13 protein-coding genes are annotated in these 18,671 nt (G+C 46.9%); 6 read left to right on the top strand and 7 right to left on the bottom strand.

The window, feature by feature from the left end; translation table 11 throughout:
- Positions 1-1,687: 1,687 nt before the first annotated feature.
- From HQRW_RS05335 to larB, 4 genes are all read left to right on the top strand, one after another.
- Positions 1,688-4,492 carry an ATP-dependent DNA helicase gene (locus HQRW_RS05335; RefSeq protein WP_014555775.1) on the top strand — a complete coding sequence of 935 codons (2,805 nt, stop codon included), beginning with the start codon at positions 1,688-1,690 and terminating at the stop codon, positions 4,490-4,492.
- A 288-nt stretch (positions 4,493-4,780) separates the two neighbouring features.
- Positions 4,781-6,052: a saccharopine dehydrogenase family protein gene (locus tag HQRW_RS05330; protein ID WP_014555774.1), complete on the top strand. Its 1,272-nt coding sequence runs from the start codon at positions 4,781-4,783 to the stop codon at positions 6,050-6,052.
- A gap of 303 nt (positions 6,053-6,355) precedes the next feature.
- The gene (locus tag HQRW_RS05325; protein ID WP_014555773.1) at positions 6,356-7,528 is read left to right on the top strand and encodes a nicotinate phosphoribosyltransferase; all 1,173 of its coding nucleotides are present in this window, start codon (positions 6,356-6,358) and stop codon (positions 7,526-7,528) included.
- A gap of 9 nt (positions 7,529-7,537) precedes the next feature.
- Positions 7,538-8,287 carry a nickel pincer cofactor biosynthesis protein LarB gene (gene larB, locus HQRW_RS05320; RefSeq protein ID WP_014555772.1) on the top strand — a complete coding sequence of 250 codons (750 nt, stop codon included), beginning with the start codon at positions 7,538-7,540 and terminating at the stop codon, positions 8,285-8,287.
- A 20-nt stretch (positions 8,288-8,307) separates the two neighbouring features.
- Here larB and HQRW_RS05315 read toward each other — a convergent pair whose 3' ends face one another.
- From HQRW_RS05315 to HQRW_RS05300, 4 genes are all read right to left on the bottom strand, one after another.
- Positions 8,308-8,979 (bottom strand): ABC transporter permease, encoded by a 672-nt coding sequence (locus HQRW_RS05315; protein WP_149031520.1) that lies wholly within the window; start codon positions 8,977-8,979, stop codon positions 8,308-8,310.
- Between the two features lie 74 nt (positions 8,980-9,053).
- Complete coding sequence (locus HQRW_RS05310) at positions 9,054-9,803, bottom strand: ABC transporter ATP-binding protein (RefSeq protein ID WP_014555770.1); 750 nt, start codon at positions 9,801-9,803, stop codon at positions 9,054-9,056.
- On the bottom strand, positions 9,800-10,624 hold the full coding sequence (locus tag HQRW_RS05305; protein WP_014555769.1) for an ABC transporter permease: 825 nt from the start codon (positions 10,622-10,624) through the stop codon (positions 9,800-9,802). The genes HQRW_RS05310 and HQRW_RS05305 overlap by 4 nt, the downstream gene beginning before the upstream one ends.
- A 6-nt stretch (positions 10,625-10,630) precedes the next feature.
- Positions 10,631-11,650: an ABC transporter substrate-binding protein gene (locus HQRW_RS05300; RefSeq protein ID WP_014555768.1), complete on the bottom strand. Its 1,020-nt coding sequence runs from the start codon at positions 11,648-11,650 to the stop codon at positions 10,631-10,633.
- Between the two features lie 742 nt (positions 11,651-12,392).
- Between HQRW_RS05300 and sfsA the strand changes: the two genes are divergently transcribed.
- Positions 12,393-13,106, top strand: coding sequence for a DNA/RNA nuclease SfsA (gene sfsA / locus HQRW_RS05290; protein ID WP_014555767.1), 714 nt, complete (start codon positions 12,393-12,395; stop codon positions 13,104-13,106).
- Between the two features lie 354 nt (positions 13,107-13,460).
- Here sfsA and HQRW_RS14870 read toward each other — a convergent pair whose 3' ends face one another.
- The 3 genes from HQRW_RS14870 to HQRW_RS05280 form a co-directional block, all read right to left on the bottom strand.
- On the bottom strand, positions 13,461-13,685 hold the full coding sequence (locus tag HQRW_RS14870) for a YgaP family membrane protein (protein WP_014555766.1): 225 nt from the start codon (positions 13,683-13,685) through the stop codon (positions 13,461-13,463).
- A 94-nt stretch (positions 13,686-13,779) separates the two neighbouring features.
- Entirely contained in the window at positions 13,780-14,997 is a 1,218-nt protein-coding gene (locus HQRW_RS05285) for an IS701-like element ISHwa4 family transposase (protein ID WP_014555765.1), read from the bottom strand.
- A gap of 528 nt (positions 14,998-15,525) precedes the next feature.
- A complete protein-coding gene (locus HQRW_RS05280) occupies positions 15,526-17,052 on the bottom strand; it encodes an aldehyde dehydrogenase family protein (RefSeq protein WP_014555764.1) in 1,527 nt (508 codons plus the stop codon).
- A 347-nt stretch (positions 17,053-17,399) separates the two neighbouring features.
- On the opposite strand from HQRW_RS05280, the gene HQRW_RS05275 reads away from it, so the two are divergent.
- On the top strand, positions 17,400-18,536 hold the full coding sequence (locus tag HQRW_RS05275; protein WP_014555763.1) for a hypothetical protein: 1,137 nt from the start codon (positions 17,400-17,402) through the stop codon (positions 18,534-18,536).
- Positions 18,537-18,671 lie beyond the last annotated feature (135 nt).

Here is an 18,671-nt window from a genome sequence, read left to right as displayed (position 1 = left end):
ACCATGTCTGAGTTAGTATCCGGAAATAAGGAGACTCAGACGCTTTGCCGTCGATATAAGAGGGTTTAGGTAGATAATGAATCCACGCTTGTGGAGACTAGAACCTCCGTGTCTGCATTAGATGCAAGTTCCGTCGGATAGTCAAAAACTCCTGGGGGGCTTTGATTTGATCTAGAAGCGCTTCACTAGCTAATTAGCTAAATACAGGTGCTAAGCCCCCGTCCTCAACAAGCGAGGGCGGATAGCCCCGAGCGCGGCAGGTCAGGGCAGTTCACTAGTCATACGACTAAGCCAGGACCGTTTGTTATCAGGCATTCATAAACTATCATCGTCCAACGTCCAAACGGGGTATACCGCAGCGCTGAATATGAACTCTCCTACTGTTTCTTGACGATAGATCTGGGACAGTAGAGTTTATTCGAGTGGGTTTCGCCGTATCTCTTCATATGGGATGAAATATGAAGTCAATCCGGCAATAATTCAGTAATTATCCGAGATACATTCATTTCGCCAAAAGTAATTATATGAATCCAATTGAGTAGTGATATATACTATATTTCGGCATATAGTGCACGGTGATGCCGTTTGTTGATATATTAGCTCACAACGCTGACGAACATTGGAGTATATAAATACAAATATGCAATAAGAAAGGTATATGTCATTGAATCATAACTCAGCATCGAGATTATGTGTTCACATTTGTGCTATCTATCGAATCGATAGACATTTTATCAAAATGTTATAACTGATGTACTTTCGTTATATGATTAGTATCTTAGGTGTAATCAACCATAGCAATCACATATGGAATGAAAATAACTGCTAACGGTATCTCATCGCAGTATGAGAGCTAATATAACACTATTTTACATATTTCTATTTTCTGTAGTCTCATCCCCATGCTGAGTGGTAATAAGCATCAGTATCGATAGGATTATAATAAAAAAGGCTACTCCGATGATATAACACTATATTTTATGGTATTTCTTTTTTATCCTATCAATTAGAAAAATGTACTTGGAAAATGGGGTATTGTATATACAATTATCAGGTTATTTTAAATTCAAATCCATAAATTGAGATATCAATATAGTTTGGACACGGGGCTCGTCAGACAGTTCGCAATTGATACTGTATTTAATGATGAGCGATATAGTAACATTGAGTACGGACGACTATTATCTGCGGAGTGTTTTGTCAGTGAGTTACCCTACCCTACTCCGCTATCGATCCGTTGAGGGTGGGGCTTCTGTGCTCTTGCATCGGACTTTCTGTTTCTGTGACAGTATTTGCAAGTGGTACGTCCGGATGACGCGTACCCACAGTGCTACCAGTCTCCATAGACGTTCTGAGTCGGACTGTCCCAGCCCTACGTAATAGTGACGACGATAACTCAAGCTGACCGTGGTTAGTATCCCGCTCTAAGTCAGTCTGATGAATACTGCTCGTCACAATTTAGTGTTAAAAAGCATGCTAGTCATTTCTTGGCAAGATAGTGTACGGCTGTATCCCTTCCCTACTCGTTCGTTTCACTCACTCCTTGAGGAAGAGGACTTAGCCTCGTAATTATTAAAATTCAAGAGAATAATAAATATTTAGTTATATTAAATACTAAGTGAGTATTTCTACATATCATATTCAAGCGTGAACGTTCAATATCTTCAGTACGTGTGTTCTATATATCATGTCCTCACAGGACTCATCCACAGATCAATGTCCACGTTCACGTTCACTTGAGGAGTTACCAGTAACGGATGCTGGTCAACCCACTGAGTCGACAACGCGTCAAACAATGTGTACGGATACTGTATCGGATATTGATGCAGGGTGGACACCATACTTTCGATATGACACAATCTATGCGGATCAACGCGCTGCAATTGAGTCATTTTTAGATACTCTTGGAGAGCAGGGCTATTATCTGAAAGAGGGTGCATGTGGAACTGGCAAGACACTCGCTGCGATAACAGCGAGCATTCATGCAATCCGAAATCCTAAGCAATTGAACGATCGGTCACCGACAAATGCATCCGCTCCAGAGTATGATCGAGTAATAGCTGTCACGCCGGTCAAGAAACAGCTTCAACAATTTATTGCCGAATTACGTGGCATAAATGCAACACTTCCAGCGGAGACGGACCCGATACAGACGGTCGTCTTGCGAGGACAAGCTGATATGATGGCGATCAGGAACGCAGAGCTCCCAAAAACAGACACTCAAGAAGCAACCCAGGATCTTCGTGCCACTACGAGAGAGGTCATTCGATTCAATAGTGATATTCCACTTGACTGGCCAGATAATCTTAGCCCCCCAGCGTACTCAATGGCTGAGTATGATTGGTCAACCCCGAGTGAGGGGGCGGTACAGGCGCAAGAAAATCATCAGTATGATCCAAACAGAGCGGAGGCTATCAGACATATTGTTGCACAATTAGAGCCGCGAGATACAGAAAGTAACGCACAATTGTGTATTGATGGTATTGAGACCCCGTATCCACAGCATGTCCCGCATACCTCAGAAATTGTCGATTCAACTCGGCTTGACTCGAATTATAATCAATTACCATCGGATCTACAAGGTCGATTTGACCCATTCTATGCGGCGACACTCGCAGGATTACAGGAATCAATCGTTGAGTTTGCGGATGCTCCATCTCATGTTATCGATAAACAAACACTGTTTGAGGCAACGGTCGCGAGTGGATGCTGTCCTCATGAATTAATGTGCATTCTTGCACAGCAGGCAGATGTTATTATCGGGAATTATAATCACCTGCTTGATCCCGAAACTCGGTATTTGACTGATAGAAAACTAGGGTTGCTTAATGAGCGAACAATTGCAATTATCGATGAAGCACATCAACTTGAGGAGCGTAGTCGAGATAATCTTTCCACGTCAGTTGATCTGTATACCCTCATGAAAGCTCGTAACGATGTTAGAATTGCCCGTCAATATGCGAGTGGCAGCATTGTTGACAGCCCGACTCCAAATCTTCCTCGTGAGGATGCGGAACTAGCGCAGAAAATTGTCGAAGACGGAGCAAAGTTGAGAACGAGCGGGATTGAGGTTGAGGAATTGCGAGCTGTAGAGAAACTATTGAATATTGCAAAGCAGAGACTCATCGACGCAAGCGAAACAATTGATGCAGTAGGTCTGATACATCGATTCGGGCAAGAGGATTCGGAAGCACAAAGCCGGGAAATAAAATCACTGGTTGATCCGAATAATCTTAATTGGGGAGATCAGTTGACAAGAGATCTCGAGAGAGACGAATCCATCTCAATGTCGGTAATGCAAGGCGCGGAGCGAATCATGAGCCGATTAGAAAAGGTATTTACTGCATTCACCGAGCACGGGATTCTCAACCGAACACCACAGGGTCAAGAGGTAGGGGCGTTCTTCCGACAGTGGGCACAGGCTCCGCATGCGGTATATCATCCGGAAGTTCGCGTTATTCCATCACAAAAGGAGTCATTTCCAGACCAGTTCCCAGCGTGGGTCGAACACTGGACGCCGGAGTTGCGATTATTTAATTGTATTCCAAAGCGCGAATTGCGAAGAGTGTTCTCTGAACTTGGGAGCGGGATATTGATGAGTGCAACTCTTCGCCCAAAGGAGCCATTTCGTGAATCGATTGGTATTGATGCCGTGCCACAACTTGGTGAATTAGACACAAAGGTGCAATCTACGGAAGATGAAATGACACTTTGGATGAATGGGATTACAGATGAAATGACTGAGGATGTCGAAACCCGACCAACGACATTCGACCGATTTCCGCTTCGCTTCTCGCCGAAGAATCGACTGTCTGTCGTGGTCGACCTCCCGAAATTCACGAAAGCCAATCGTGGTGAGCGAGAGACTAATCATCAGGCAATGACCGATATTCGCGAGCAGTATGCCGAGGTGATCGCACAAGTAGCACGGACGGAGGGTAATATCCTCATTGCAATGCCGAGTTACAGCGAGGCTGCATGGGCATATGAATATCTTAGAACATTGTCAATCGAAAAGCGCTGTTTTGTTGATAAATCCAGTACAGCTGACGAGACCGACACGTTGTTATCTAAGTTCTTCGAGTCAGGAGATGCGATTCTTTGCACCAGCCTCCGTGGTACAATCACAGAAGGTGTTGATTTTGACGGTGAAAAGCTTCATACATGTCTATCAGTCGGAGTGCCACTGGCTCCGCCAAGTTCAGAGATGGATGCAGTTGAGATTGCATATCAGCGAGCAATCACTGAAACAGGTGGTCAGGAGGCGGCTCGGCTAATTCCATCAACACGGAGGGTTCGACAGTCTGTGGGGCGTGTGATCCGTGGTGTGAATGAGACTGGTGTTCGTATTCTGGCGGATGAGCGGTATGGGACGAGTGACAGCACGAATCTCCGTAGGTATCTCTCACCACAGCAACAGCGAGAATTCACACCGGTCGAATATACCGACCTGGGAGGTGCAATCACACGATTCTGGCAGTATCACAAATAGTTCTTATCAAGTTTATAAGCCAATTTATATAAAATAAATTGTACTTGAGTCGCTAGCTGGGAAACCAACTCATTGGATAAGAGCGGCACTGTCAGAACTCATCCGATATGTGTATTTCAACGCTAGAATTTGGATATCCAGACATATGAAATACAACCTGATGAGTTATTTCTTGGGTTTGATGCATAATTCACGCTATATCTATAATAAAATACTGTTCGGATTGATAAAACAGAATCCTGGTAACTTAGCTATGTGACGCCTAAATATGATTCAGATCCGACTGATATGTCAAATACAAATAGACCGTACGATATCGTCGTTTGGGGTGCAACTGGGTTTACAGGAAAATTAGTGTCTGAGTATCTCACAGAGCAATATACACAGGATATGATTTCACTGGCACTTGGTGGGCGAAGTGCAGATCGTCTTGATTCAATCGTATCAGAACTCACCACACAGAACAAGGGGTGGGATAGTATTCCAACAGTGATTGGCGACGCAACAGATCAAGAGAGTCTCCGTGAGATTACACAGGACACGCAGGTGATCTGCACGACGGTCGGTCCATACACAAAGTACGGAACCCCATTGGTTGAGGCATGTATTGAGACGCAGACAGAGTACTGTGATCTGACCGGCGAAATAAACTGGGTGAGAGAGATGATTGATCGGTTTCACGATGCAGCAGTCAACGCTAACACGCGGATAATTCACAGTTGTGGATTCGATTCTGTACCAGCGGATGTCGGGACATTACTCGTCCAGTCATTTGCGATTGAAAACTTTGACACTCACTGTGAGATGGTTCGAATATATCTTGAGGAAGGAAATGGAGGAGTAAGCGGTGGAACATTGGCTAGTTTCGCCGAGTTATTTGACGCTGCTTCTGATGATCCAGTGACTCGGCAAACACTTCAAGATCCATACTCGCTTGCGCCACCAGGTGAGCGAGATGGAATTGACGCAGGCGGACAGCGCTTACCACGGAGTGATCAATTACGGTCAGTGTGGACAGCACCATCTCCGATGGCACCAATCAATGAACGTGTTCTCCGACGGAGCAATGCACTTCTCGGATATCCCTGGGGTCGGGAGTTCCGCTGTACAGAGGTCATTCCAACCGGCTCTGGAATTGGTGGTGCAATCGGTGCCAGTATTGTCGCCGGTGGGATTGGTCTCTTTACAACTGCAATGTCTATTGATACTGTTCGTTCAGGAATCCGGCAGTTTGTGTTCCCCGACCCGGGAGACGGACCGACGAAGAAACAGATTGAGAACGGTTACTTCACCGTCCGTGCGCTCGGGCGTGGCACGGGTACAGATGATCCATTTACCATCGAGGCTGAGTTTAGCTCGAAGTTGGACCCTGGATACGGTTCGACTGCACGGATGCTTGCCGAGAGTGCACTGTGTCTTCTCCGGAATGAGACCAACTCATCACTGTCTGGTGGGATACTGACACCTGCATCAGGCATTGGCGAGCCACTGGCGACGCGACTTCGTAATATTGGATTTACTATCACCGTCGGCGAGCGGACCGAATCTGGATCCTCTTGATGCAAGGATGATTGATATTTGTTACTTCCGGGTAGAATGTGAATCGCCTCGGGGTATTCGCCTTGTTTTTTAATAGAAGACTACAACCGCGCGATTTTGTGGTTACATCCATGGTGGCTGTTGACTGCGGCGACAATGATGTGAAAGTTATACAATTCAATGGTTAGTATGCTTTGCTTGAGCCGAATCATAAAAGAATTTGCTATACAGATTCTGTCATCACTAATCCGTGTAGTGGGTCAGTCTTTTCATTAAATCCTGGTGAGGGGACGTCATGAGCGAGGGTTCCCAGCGCTTATTGCTATGTTAGCCGAATCACGTTCGATGGACGACCGGAAGTATGATATTTTGACCGAATCAGAGATTGACGACGGTCAAGCGACGGCGGCGTACTTTCTACGCACTGAAACCATACTCGACCACGTTGATGAGAACCCAACAGTCACTGCAGAGCTTTCCGCGCCTGAGGGGTGGCACTTGCTCGCGGGTCTTAATGATGCCGCTCAGTTGCTGGAAGGACTTCCTGTTGATGTATATGCACCTCCCGAAGGGACGCCAATCTCTGGTGGTCCCATATTACGTATTGAGGGTCCGTACCGCATGTTCGCACGGTATGAATCATCGTTGTTAGGATTTCTTGCTCATGCTTCCGGAATTGCCTCTGCTGCCTGGAGGGTAAGAGCGGCGGCTCATGACCGGACAGTATTGAGCTTTGGGACCCGTCGTCAACATCCGGCATTGGGCGCGATGATCGAGCGTTCTGCGCTCATAGGTGGTGTAGATGGAATTGGGAACGTCGCCGGTGGTGAGGTGATTGGTGTCGAAGCCGGTGGCACTATGCCCCATGCCCTCGTCGTCGCGTTAGGATCGCCTGAGGCGGCTTGGACTGCGTACGACGAAGCACTTGAAGAGTCGGTGCCAAGGGTATTACTATGCGACACATTCGGTGATGAGGCTGATGAGGGTGCTCGCGCTATAGATTGTCTTGAGGATCGGTTAGAGGGAGTTCGTCTGGACACCACAAGCTCACGTCGAGGTGATATGCGGGCAATCATCGAAGACGTTCGCTGGGAGTTGCAACAACGAGAAACGGACGATATCGATATACTCGTCAGTGGAGGAATTGGCGTTGGGGATATCAACCGTCTTCGGGATGTTGCTGACGGATTTGGTGTTGGTGGGGCGATTGCTGATGCTGACCCCATTGACTTTTCATTGAATCTTGTGGCGGTTGAGGGAGAGCCACGAGCCAAGCGTGGTGTCCGTTCCGGTGCGAAGACCGTCTATCGAGACGGATATGATGACAAAGTTGTTGTAGCCGGTGAAACCGCTCCTGGAGAGAAACTCTTGAAACCACTAATTCGTGATGGTGAGAAAGTTCGAACATTTGATATTGCCGTGGCTGCTGACCGAGCACGTGAGGCAATTCCCACACTCCGGAATCGCGGGGTCTTTGATACCGGCGGTGACAAATAACATCATTACATGACTGATGATGACACCGCAGTCAATGATGTTCTCGAAGCATTAGCTAAAAACGAGATTGAACTTCAGGAGGCTAAACGTCGGGTAAAAGGAGTTCATCAAATAGATGAATTCGCACGGGTGGATGCTCGACAAGGCGAGCGAACTGGAATCCCCGAGGTTGTCGAAGCAGAACGCAAAAGTGATCAACAGACTATCGACATTGGACGCGAACTTCTCTCAACGGCTGGTCAGGCAATCGTGACTGGAGTCTCTGATACTGTTCGAGAAGAGCTAAGCGACACCGCTGCCACTACACAGTTTTATGAGCGCTCTCGGACATTCGTTGGTCATGCATCAGATTTTGAGCGACCCGATCATGATGGGACCGTCGGTGTCGTGACCGCCGGCACATCAGACATCACTGTCGCTGAGCAGGCAGTTGCACTGAGTGAGGAGATGGGCTGTGCTGTTGAGACACTATATGATGTCGGCGTTTCGGGTATCCACCGGCTGTTATCAGAACGAGAGACACTGGCTGACTGCGATTGTGTAATTGTCGCCGCCGGTCGTGAGGGGGCACTCGCAACAGTGGTAGCTGGAATGGTCTCAGCGCCCGTTATCGGACTTCCTGTCGGCACTGGTTCCGGTTACGCTGGCGATGGTGAAGCGGCTTTGTTAGGAATGCTACAGTCTTGTACCTACCTGACGGTCGTCAATATCGACGCCGGGTTTGTTGCTGGCGGACAAGCGGCATTGATTGCTCGCTGATATTGAAGAGTGAAGATATATTATCTTTGCCAAATTAACAGTCGCTCCTTAGCTTGCGTGATGCTAGCTTGAATACCGATCATCACAAATACAAACACAAACAACGCAGCTAACACTGCTTCGAGATCACCCTGACCATACCAGAATCGAAAAACCGCCCCCATCCCAACTGACATACCAAATGTTTCGGCGAGAACGACTACCTTCCAGACCATGCTTGCGAGGTATCGAGCACTACCTAAGACAGCGGGAGCGATTGCTGGGAGATATATCTCACGTAATATTGCCCATGAATTGACATCATATGTTGCAGCCACTGCTAGTATGTCACTGTCGACAGTCCGAGCACCCTCCCATACAGTGACCGTAGCATACGGTGTCGTCACAAGAACAGTCGCAGTGATGACCGCAGCTTCGCTGAATTGAAACAACACCATTGTCACCAGCACAACAACGAGGGTTGGGATTGTCATCGCTAGTGGTAACCACGGTGAGATCGCCCACTCAGCTGAGCGGTGTTGAGCCATCACAATTCCAATTACTGTCGCGAGCATCAGGGCAGTTATTCCTGCGCCCAATACCCGTAGAAGGCTCTGAACAAGATGAGTCATAAGATTACCGCCTGGTCCGGGGACCAGTAACAGAGGTATCCGTCCGATGACGGCGGCTGGACCTGGAAGAGTCGCTGGCATGATGCGCCCGCTGATAGCCCATATAATAAAAAGCGTAACTATGGTCGCTACCCAGCGATAGACGCGTTGAGTAATCACTGTAAGGATTCAAAGAACCGATGAGTCAGTTGTGCCTCTGTCTCTCGAAGTGCCGGGTCGTCGAAATCTCGCGGACGCTCATGATCGATAGTAACTTCATCAAACAAGTTTCCATCCTTATTGATAAACAAGATGCGGTCTGAGAGTGCGACCGCCTCACTCATATCATGGGTAACAAACAGCACCGCTTTTTGTGTATTATACCAGACATCAAGCAAGTCTTGACGAGCATGACGAGCGGTTACTTCATCAAGTGATGAAAATGGTTCATCCATCAAAAGGAGCTCCGGCTCGATTGCCAGCGCTCGCGCAAGATTCACCCGTTGTCGCTGACCGCCAGATAGTCGTTGGGGATAGCTGTCTCGCTCGTCATCAAGACCGACCCGCCTCAACACGCTATCAATGCGAGAGTCATACTCGCTAGCATTGATATCAGCGGATCGAAGCACGAACTCGATGTTTTTTCCGACTGTCCGCCAGTCAAGCAAGCGAGGTTCCTGAAACACATATCCAAAAGAGAACTCACCAGCGGCAACCGGCTTATCATCGAACTCAACAGTCCCTTCGGTCAGTGGCGTTAGCCCAGAAATAATGTTTAATATCGTAGTCTTACCGCACCCTGAGGGACCCATTAATGTAACAAACTCGTCAGCGTCTACAGATAGGTTTAATCCAGTAAATACATTTATCATCTCAGCAGTATCACCATAGCGTTTTGTCGCTTCACAGACGCGCAGTCGAGTCATGTGATTATATTTGTTGTTTCAGTATCATATCCTCGCTTTTGCGCTGCTCGATGTTCGCTCCATCGTAGTAAGCGATCAGCGATAATCATCACTCCTATAACTGGGATTGCCCATGCAATCACCATTCCGGTATCAAAAGCCTCAAAATGATAGTTGACAGCGACGCCAACTCCAGTCGCAGTACCAAAAACCTCTGCGACTAGCGCCAATTTCCAAGAAACAGCGAGTCCAACACGCATAGCACCAAATAATACTGGCTTAATATGTGGTAGATAAATATCACGCCAAATGTGGCTGCTGCGAGCGTCATAGGCGGTTGCCATCTTGAGTAAGTTCTCATTCAGATCACGAGTACCCTCCCAAATAATTGCTGTCAAGTACGGAAAGACGATCAACACAATGACCAGCACCGGAACAGCAAATTCAGTCAACCCGAGCCACAACACACCGACGAACGCCCACACGACTGAAGGCACTGTCAGCAACACAAAAAGTGGACCCGCGAGATAGTCTGTAATACTCTGTTGAACACCCATGATGACACCCCAAAACGTCGCAAGTACCATCGATATAATAAAGCCCATTACGACACGTGTGATTGTCGTACCATAGGTTACTCCAGGTGCAAATCGGTCGCCGCCTGAGATGACCACCCATACATTCTCAGCCAGCTCAATAATGCCGGGGAACTGACGCGGGGTAAACGCTGCAGCGATTGTCTGCCAAGCGAGGGCAAATAGGGCAACCGATACAGCCGTTACGGTAATCTGACGAATGAATGCAGAGCCGATATCTGGCAATACTGACTGTCGGATTGACATTTTCGATTAGTCCTGATCAAACGCGTCGACGGTCGTGATTGCTGCTCCGCGGTCTGGGAGATCAAGCACTTCCCGGTCGGCGAGCAATTCAAAGAATGACCAGTGACTATCAGCGAGTGATTCCTCATAAAATGGCGGTCCAAATATAGTATCAGTATCCATCAACTCAGTAACGACCGCAGCCTCATTGGGATCTGAAATCCCAGCCGCCTTTCCAAACTCGCTGAGAGCTGTTTCTGCATTTGAGCGGAATAATGACAATGCCTTAGCCCAGCCCTGTAAGAACTGCTCGGTTGTCTCACGGTTTTCCTCAAGCCAGTCCCGGCGGACAGTAAATGTCGTCGTCGGAAGTCCAACGCCCGTTCGCTCTGTCCATAACGCATGTGGATCAAAAATTGTCCGCATGGAGTCATCGGCAATTCCGCGGATCGTGTATCCTGAAAACTCAGAAATTGCATCGAATTCCCCTTCTTTGAATAGTTCCCAGAGCACTGGTGGGTCCTCTGCTCGCGTCTCGGCAGTATCCTCAACGATATCAACTCCGTATTTTTCATCAATGAGTGCCCGATGGACGGTTGTCGTTGTTGAGCTGACTGCGGCCGGTACACCCACCCGCTTATCAACGAGATCTGTTGGGTCCTCAATTGAACTATCATCAGCTTGGACGAACATACGATTAAACATATTCTGTTGAGGTCCGATGAAGGTCAACGGCTCACCATCGGTCATGAACTCCATCTGTGCGACCGTCGCTGGCGCGCCGATATCGGATTCATTCGTCACAAGTTGGCGGTTATACCGACCGTAAGGGACAGTCTCAAAATCTAACTCAATATTTCGAGACGACCATACCCCTTTGTCAATTCCCCACTGAAACACAGCTGCGCTGACGCTGCTCTCAACTTCTCGAATCGAAATAGTCTCTGAATTATCAGTAACCGACGTACTCTCCCCAATACAACCGGTGAGTGCAACTGCTGCTGTGACGCTCGCGCTTTCGAGTGCCCTGCGCCGTGATATCTCCATACTTATATAATCCAATTGAATAAATAAGTGCGTTCCGAACTAATATTATAGTCAATCGATTTGTGTTTCCTCATATTGAATAAAAATATTCTTCAAAGTCACGGAAAAAATTGGTAGTCATAGTGGAAATGTAATTAGTATGATTTCCCCTGCTGGGAGTGCCACATCCCAGCCCCGGTATTCCTGTCTTCAATCATCTCCAGACTCCCGGAGTTGTTTGTGCCTCGAGGAGTCTGGCAGACTTCGGCGGAGTTGGAGTTACTTTATCATGTTTACAGCAGTCGGGCACAGCATTGACTCAGTATCGGAATCGACCGTTCACCTGACTGAGTCCGATTATTGTCTCATTACTCGGGGCGGACAGATCTTCATCGTCGGACTGACCGGAATCACTCTGTTGCTGGTTTGGTTCCTACCTATCTGGAAGATTGCCTGTGAGTTTAACCGACGGAGTATAGAATTTCAGAGTGGCTCTGACAGTGTCGATTGATGCAGAGCTATCGGATTCATCCTGCGACTGCAACCGCAGGTATTCTCCTTGCCATATATAACCAAGACGAGTGGCTTGGGGATTTGATGTGGTCCCGAGGCAGTTCACAGAATCGTGGAGATGATTATCAGCAACAATCTTGATCGCCGGGAGACCATACACATGCATCGCCTGTCGTCAGATTATTTTCCTCGATATAAACTGAGAGGCAAGCATAATTACAACGCCTGGAAACAGTCTTTATCACGCAATATGACACGACTGCTCACAGTTGATGCAGAATTAATGACAGGCACTATTATTGATCGTCCGAATCGCTTTGTCGTTCGTGTTCGTTTCGGTGACACACCCGAACGCGTCTTTCTTGGGGATCCTGGGGCTCTCGAAGGGATCGTGGAGCCGGGATATAAAATCCTATGCTCGCCCGTCAATGATTCAGATCGATCGACTGATTATGATGCTATTGCGGTCTTTGTCGGTGATGTATGTGTAAGCGTTCGCACGACACTGGCGAACGACCTTTTCGAGAGCGGGATCAGGAGCGATGCTATTTCTGTATTCGATGGATACAAACTGGAAGAACGTGAGCCATCATTACCAGACCACGGTCGAACCGATTTTCGGCTCATAACACCAAACAACACCACTGCATACGTTGAGGTCAAATCCTGCACGTGCATCGACAACATGATTGCTAAATTCCCTGATCGACAGACCGAACGAGGTCGTCGCCATCTTCGGAGTCTGCAAAAACTCCATAATGACGGATATGAATCCCACATTGTATTTGTTGTCCAACGACCTGATGTTAAACGATTTCAACCATACCGGGATATGGATCCTGAATTTGCAGATTTACTCGCCAATGTTCAAGAGAGCGGCGTTGAAGTGCATGCTATCGTGACCGCTTTTGAACCACCTCATTATCGCCTACAGAATAACGATCTATCAATTGAACTTAATTAGCGATGAGTTAGATAACTGATACCATGCGTTGATGCTTGATTTCTCAACCTCATAACATGGGACTAATACGTCTCACCTCACTGATTATATCTTGAAGCGTTAGACAAACTACCAAATCAAAAGGGGTTCACAGGCATGTTTGGTGAAGTTCCAAAGGACGACTTACAATTGAGCAGGGTGAACTCACCCGGGGGCAGTCGCCTTGATCGCCTGTACATGTTGAGTAAATTATACAGAGAATGTAGGTAGAGTGCCTCAAGGCTTGATCCAGGAGCAGTTCGGTTATGATGAGTATCTATCGCGATATTCTTGATTCGATGTCATATTTTTCGTGAAGTAAAGGGAGATATAGTGCTACTGGGGTGATGCTGAACAGGTGTCAACTCCAAGTAATGTGTACAGTGGGCAGAATCCTGTCACACTGGTACCCATCATAATAAAAGAAACAACTCCAAGCAGCGGTGATACGACTGTCGGCAGGGAGATGACGCTTGCAAGTATTGCTAAAGATAGCAGTCCTGTCACTGCGCCAAATAGTATGCGAGTGGTACGGTCCATGGACCCAATATTATGTTCCATATTCATCTTATGATATGATTGCCAGCCATAATAATGTACTGTTTGTGCAATATATAATTTATTGAGGTTGCACATATGACTCGACTCTGCACGTTTATAAACTACCCTCAGAATGGAGAAAGAGGTGGTCAATGTCTTCCATCAGTCCATCGAGATCGCGGTCTGGTTGATCGCGCACCCAGGAAAACATGTTGTAGATCGTCTCCTTGAGACCGTGTTCGAGTTGTGATCGGAGCGACGAGGCTTTCGAGACAAGTCGCTCCGAGGCGCTCGATTCCGGACCAAGCCGAAGAAGGCTGTAGGCCAGCATCTGAAGGTGCCAGTGACGACTGGCACCGTCAGAATCACGAACCTCGCAGTCTCCTAAGCCAAGATCCTCTTTCGAGTCCTCGAAGAATGTCTCTACTCGCCATCTGTACGAATAGCTCCGAATAATGTGTGCCGAAGGCGCGTCAATCTTGCTCGTCGCAAGATACTTTACTGGATTCTCTTTGTCCTCATCGGTAACCTTCTCTGTGATTACCAGCCGAACTTCACCTAATTTCGAGACAGGGACTGTCTTAGTCCAAATTTTGTACGTTTCACCGTCAACTTCTCGCTCTTCCTTGTCGATGCACTCTTCGAGCGCATCGACGCGTCTCTCTTTGTTCGCGTAGGTCACCTGTCGGTTGCCCCGTAGTGGTCCAATCCAGTCCTTGCCGTGTGATTCGACGTGTTCGATCAGACCGGAGTCATGAGCAAACCATGCATCGAAGAGGTAGGTGCCCGCAGGCACACCTACCTCTTCTTCTAATTCCGTGATTATCTCTCGTGCGAGGTCGTATTTTGTCTCCTGTTCGTCTTCCTCGTCCTCGTCGTCGACCTTCTCGTACTGGCGAAAAGCAAGTGGATAGGACGTTTTATCATCGGTATAGAACGCGTAGACGAGGTTCTGTCCCCAAACAGGCTCACCCTCAGAGTGATCGTAGAACTCTCCAGCACCGGGAAGGGACTTCCCGGTTCGCTGGATGACTGAATCGTCAATAACGATATAGCCGTTTTGTGACCAGCGTGTCTCTCCGTGTTTTTGCAGTTCCTCTAACCGCTCGTGATTGAGCTGATCCTCATCCCAATCGTATTCGGTGATGAACTTGTTGAGTGCTCGGTCACTTCCGGCAGGAAGGACCTCTCGTGCAATTCCGGTTACAGTCTTGCTGCGGCCCGCAGCAAGACCTGTCACGTACGTTTTGGCGTGAGTCGTTTGATGATATGATAGCGAGTCGAATTCATCCAGCACGTCGGTGCACGAGAGGAAATCCGTAATCGGCAGCATCAAGTTTCAATGCTGCCTACATCACGCCCCTATTTAAACGTGCAGAGCCGAGACATATGAGTCAATCTGACTGAATAGATCAGTGAGTCAGTGAAAAGTACCCTGTGCAATTGGCACAAATGAGTAATAAAAAATTCTTAACCGAATATATTCTATCAATTAAGTTTGCTATTCTGCACCTCTCTATTGAGAATCGAGCAGCTGATATCATAATGTGAGTACAGTTTTTATATAGTTGAGGAAATAGTTATAAATTCGAATTTTATATCGATACAAATTAAATGATTTCAAGTTTTATATTTATACCGAACGAAGTAGATGCTAAGGATAGAAACTATGATGAAATATCTACAGACACACCCCCGAGGTGCAGAGATCGAATCATATTATCAGACATAGAGCTACATGGCGTGCGTGTCTGACTATGTACAAATACACAGCAAGCAACCCTCGACCTCTATTAGGAGTCGCTCGTCGAGGAGGGTCACGTGCTCACGTTGTGATCATTGCGTTATGTTAACTGTATTTTTACTCCAGCGCAATATTGATTGTTTTCGTCTGTGTATAGTGATCAACGGTTTCTTGACCGATTTCTCGACCGATACCCGACTGTTTGTAACCACCAAATGGCTGTCCCGATGGGAAGTCATTATATGTGTTGACCCAGATTGTTCCAGCCTCGATATCTTTAGCACACTTATGTGCCTTGGTGAGATCCTCAGTGAGAACACCACCTGCAAGTCCATAGTCGACATCGTTCGCTAATTCAATCATCTCGTCGTAATCGTTCCAAGTAAAGACCTCCTGCACAGGTCCAAATATTTCCTCTTGAACTGCGCGGTTATCATGATCAATCTCTGAAATAAGCGTTGGAGTGACGAAACACCCATCTGCAAGAGCCTCATCATCTGGTGCATCTCCACCTGAGACAACATTCGCACCGGCATCACGTGCTTCTTGAATATACCCCATTGTCCGCTCAACCTGATCGGCTGTCACTTTCGGTCCAAGATCTGTTGCCTCTAATAGCGGGTCACCAACCTCAAGATCATCTGCAGCCTCAGCAAGTTTATCCATGAATTCGCTCTTGATGTCTTCGTGAACGAACAACCGTGAACCAGCACAGCAACACTCGCCAGTATTGAAGAAAATTGCCGTAATTGTCGTTTCGACAGCGCGATCAAGATCTGCATCTGGGAAAACAACAAGTGGCGACTTACCACCAAGTTCTAATGTCACATCTGTGATTGTATCTGCAGCTGCTTTCATGACAGACCGACCGACCTTCGTTGATCCGGTAAATGCAAGCTTCCGAATCCCATCATGCTTCGACAGTGGCTCTCCTGCGTCTGTGCCAAATCCAGTCACGACATTAACCGCCCCGTCGGGAATCGCGTCGCCCGCTTCTTCCATCAGCTTCAAAATCGAGAGTGGCGTCTGTTCTGCAGGCTTGAGAACGGTTGCATTTCCTGCTGCGAGTGCTGGTCCAAGTTTCCACGCGGCCATTAACAGAGGGAAGTTCCATGGGATGATCTGTCCAACCACGCCGTAAGGTTCCTGAAGTGTCTGGACATGTCGGGAGTCATCAGTGTCAATTGTTCGACCCTCATGTGACCGAGCCATTCCAGCAAAGTATCGGAAGTGATCGATGACAAGGTCAACGTCAATCCGTGCCTCAGTGATTGGCTTACCATTATCTAGCGATTCAAGTTGAGCAAACTCCTCTTTTTTATCCTCAACACGATCAGCCATTGTCTCTAACATTGACTGTCGGTCAGCTGATGACATTTCAGAGACACGCTCATCGTAGCCTTCCTGCGCTGCGTCGACTGCGCGGTCAATATCGGCGGCGACACCGGCTTGTACCTCAGCTAATGTTTGACCTGTCGTGGGGTCGTTCGTTTCGAATGTCTCCCCGGATGCACTCTGAGTCCACTCTCCGCCAATGTACAGTGACCGCCGAGTTGGCATCACTTCGCTTGCTGTCTGTTCGTGTCGCTTACTGATTGCTGATTTACGCTCCGCTGGTGATTGCACTTCGTTGTCAGTAGACATGTGCATATACATATATTAATTATTAATGTTAAAGGGTTACGCTGGAAACATTAATCGGATAACATAATCAGAAAAATAACACATTTGCAGAGACAGCCTCTTCACTTAAGATGTGTACTACGATGATGATTGAAGTATCACCAATGAGTGTCCGCAATAGACCAGTGACGTTGGCACTAATCATGTCAGCAATGACTACCAAATGTGAACGAGTATGAACGTGAGGATTCATCTCCGCGCGAAAGCACGGGAAAGCACTGGGCTTTCTCCTTGCACTTCCATAATTGATATACCAAAACATTAAGCGATGAGCCAGGAGTTATGCAAACAGGACGAGTTAATATATAATGATTGATGTTAATGCAAAAATTGAATCCATTACTTATAATCCAATATTATCTAAGGAGCTAAACATATACTCTATCAAGGACTTTTATTCTGGAAAGGCATTCAGTGATAGTTCATTTCGTGTTAACACAGAGCAAAACGATTATGCAATAAGCTGGTGGGTTTCGCCGAAGAGAACACGGAGTTATCCAAGAGCAAGGGTGTATGATACATATGATCATAAGAATCGAGTTACCATACTGCCATTAGTAAAAGACGAGGGGAAGGACGGTGACCGAGATTATCTACAATGGGATACGCTCTCGCTGATGAGTCTCCTCCAAATCAATGTAATAATCGCTCCATATAAACACGCTGACAAAAACGAGAAGTATGAAAATAAAATAACGAATCAAACATTCGATCAGGAATATATCAAAGAGAAATTCCAGGAACTACAGAAGTATCACTCAGATGCGTTACAGTGGAACTTGAATCAGGCATCCAATCTTGATGAAGTGGCTGAATTGAGTGAGAAATACTACTATGATAATATATCCGCTGAAACAGGTGTAGAAATGCACTCACGAAGCTATTTCCAGCGAAGAATGAATAGCATGACTGAGAAGGCTGAGGATTTCAAACAAAAATCAAGGGGGCTCGCTGCGGAGGCGCAAAATAGGGAATCGTTGACTCTCCAGCCCAAAGAAAGTGTTAAAGCCAATAAGGGTAGGATAACAATACAAGACCACCTCGGCGGAGAGTACTACTTTACGACTGATGAGATAATGGTCGAGGATAATGAGGTATTCTTGATAGAGAAAAAACACACAACAAGGACATTTCCGAGCACTGCTGACATCAAAAATGGATTAGTCCGAATGATGCTCTTCAAAAATCTTGATACGGTCGAAATAGATGGAGAACGGTATGAACCTGTTCCTATTCTTGGTGTGACGGGGAATGAACTCGAGGGATACATATCTAATTCTGACAGTATTGAGGACAACTTACAATCAGTTTCAGATCGGAAAAGAAAGCAGATTGATTCACTTCTTCAGGAGGCAAATAAAAACGACTTTACTATTATTATCTCTGAGGATACTGAATCTGTTGAGAAGGACCTCTATGATAGATTCAAAGCACCGAAACAGTAATTCCGATTCGTATTATCATTACTGTCACTGGTAAGAGATTGATTTATATCCGAAGAATGAATTGAGTCTACGGCTCATTTCGTAGTTGGCGTTCTCAGTTTTGTGAATAGAGCCCTCGTGGGAGTCTCTTGAGTA

Origin of the sequence: Haloquadratum walsbyi C23, from assembly GCF_000237865.1 — an archaeon.
GTDB lineage: Archaea > Halobacteriota > Halobacteria > Halobacteriales > Haloferacaceae > Haloquadratum > Haloquadratum walsbyi.
The sequence above is the reverse complement of the archived record's forward strand: the minus strand, read 5'-3'. Positions and strand labels throughout refer to the sequence as shown.

Excerpts from the sequence above, each read along its gene's own strand:
- HQRW_RS05315 (WP_149031520.1), bottom strand. The coding sequence starts at position 8,979 with ATGCCAGCGACTCTTCCAGGTCCAGCCGCCGTCATCGGACGGATACCT.
- HQRW_RS05305 (WP_014555769.1), bottom strand. The coding sequence starts at position 10,624 with ATGTCAATCCGACAGTCAGTATTGCCAGATATCGGCTCTGCATTCATT.
- HQRW_RS05325 (WP_014555773.1), top strand. The coding sequence starts at position 6,356 with ATGTTAGCCGAATCACGTTCGATGGACGACCGGAAGTATGATATTTTG.
- HQRW_RS05285 (WP_014555765.1), bottom strand. The coding sequence starts at position 14,997 with ATGCTGCCGATTACGGATTTCCTCTCGTGCACCGACGTGCTGGATGAA.
- HQRW_RS14870 (WP_014555766.1), bottom strand. The coding sequence starts at position 13,685 with ATGGAACATAATATTGGGTCCATGGACCGTACCACTCGCATACTATTT.
- sfsA (WP_014555767.1), top strand. The coding sequence starts at position 12,393 with ATGACACGACTGCTCACAGTTGATGCAGAATTAATGACAGGCACTATT.
- HQRW_RS05280 (WP_014555764.1), bottom strand. The coding sequence starts at position 17,052 with ATGTCTACTGACAACGAAGTGCAATCACCAGCGGAGCGTAAATCAGCA.
- HQRW_RS05310 (WP_014555770.1), bottom strand. The coding sequence starts at position 9,803 with ATGACTCGACTGCGCGTCTGTGAAGCGACAAAACGCTATGGTGATACT.
- HQRW_RS05275 (WP_014555763.1), top strand. The coding sequence starts at position 17,400 with ATGATTGATGTTAATGCAAAAATTGAATCCATTACTTATAATCCAATA.
- HQRW_RS05300 (WP_014555768.1), bottom strand. The coding sequence starts at position 11,650 with ATGGAGATATCACGGCGCAGGGCACTCGAAAGCGCGAGCGTCACAGCA.
- larB (WP_014555772.1), top strand. The coding sequence starts at position 7,538 with ATGACTGATGATGACACCGCAGTCAATGATGTTCTCGAAGCATTAGCT.
- HQRW_RS05335 (WP_014555775.1), top strand. The coding sequence starts at position 1,688 with ATGTCCTCACAGGACTCATCCACAGATCAATGTCCACGTTCACGTTCA.
- HQRW_RS05330 (WP_014555774.1), top strand. The coding sequence starts at position 4,781 with ATGTCAAATACAAATAGACCGTACGATATCGTCGTTTGGGGTGCAACT.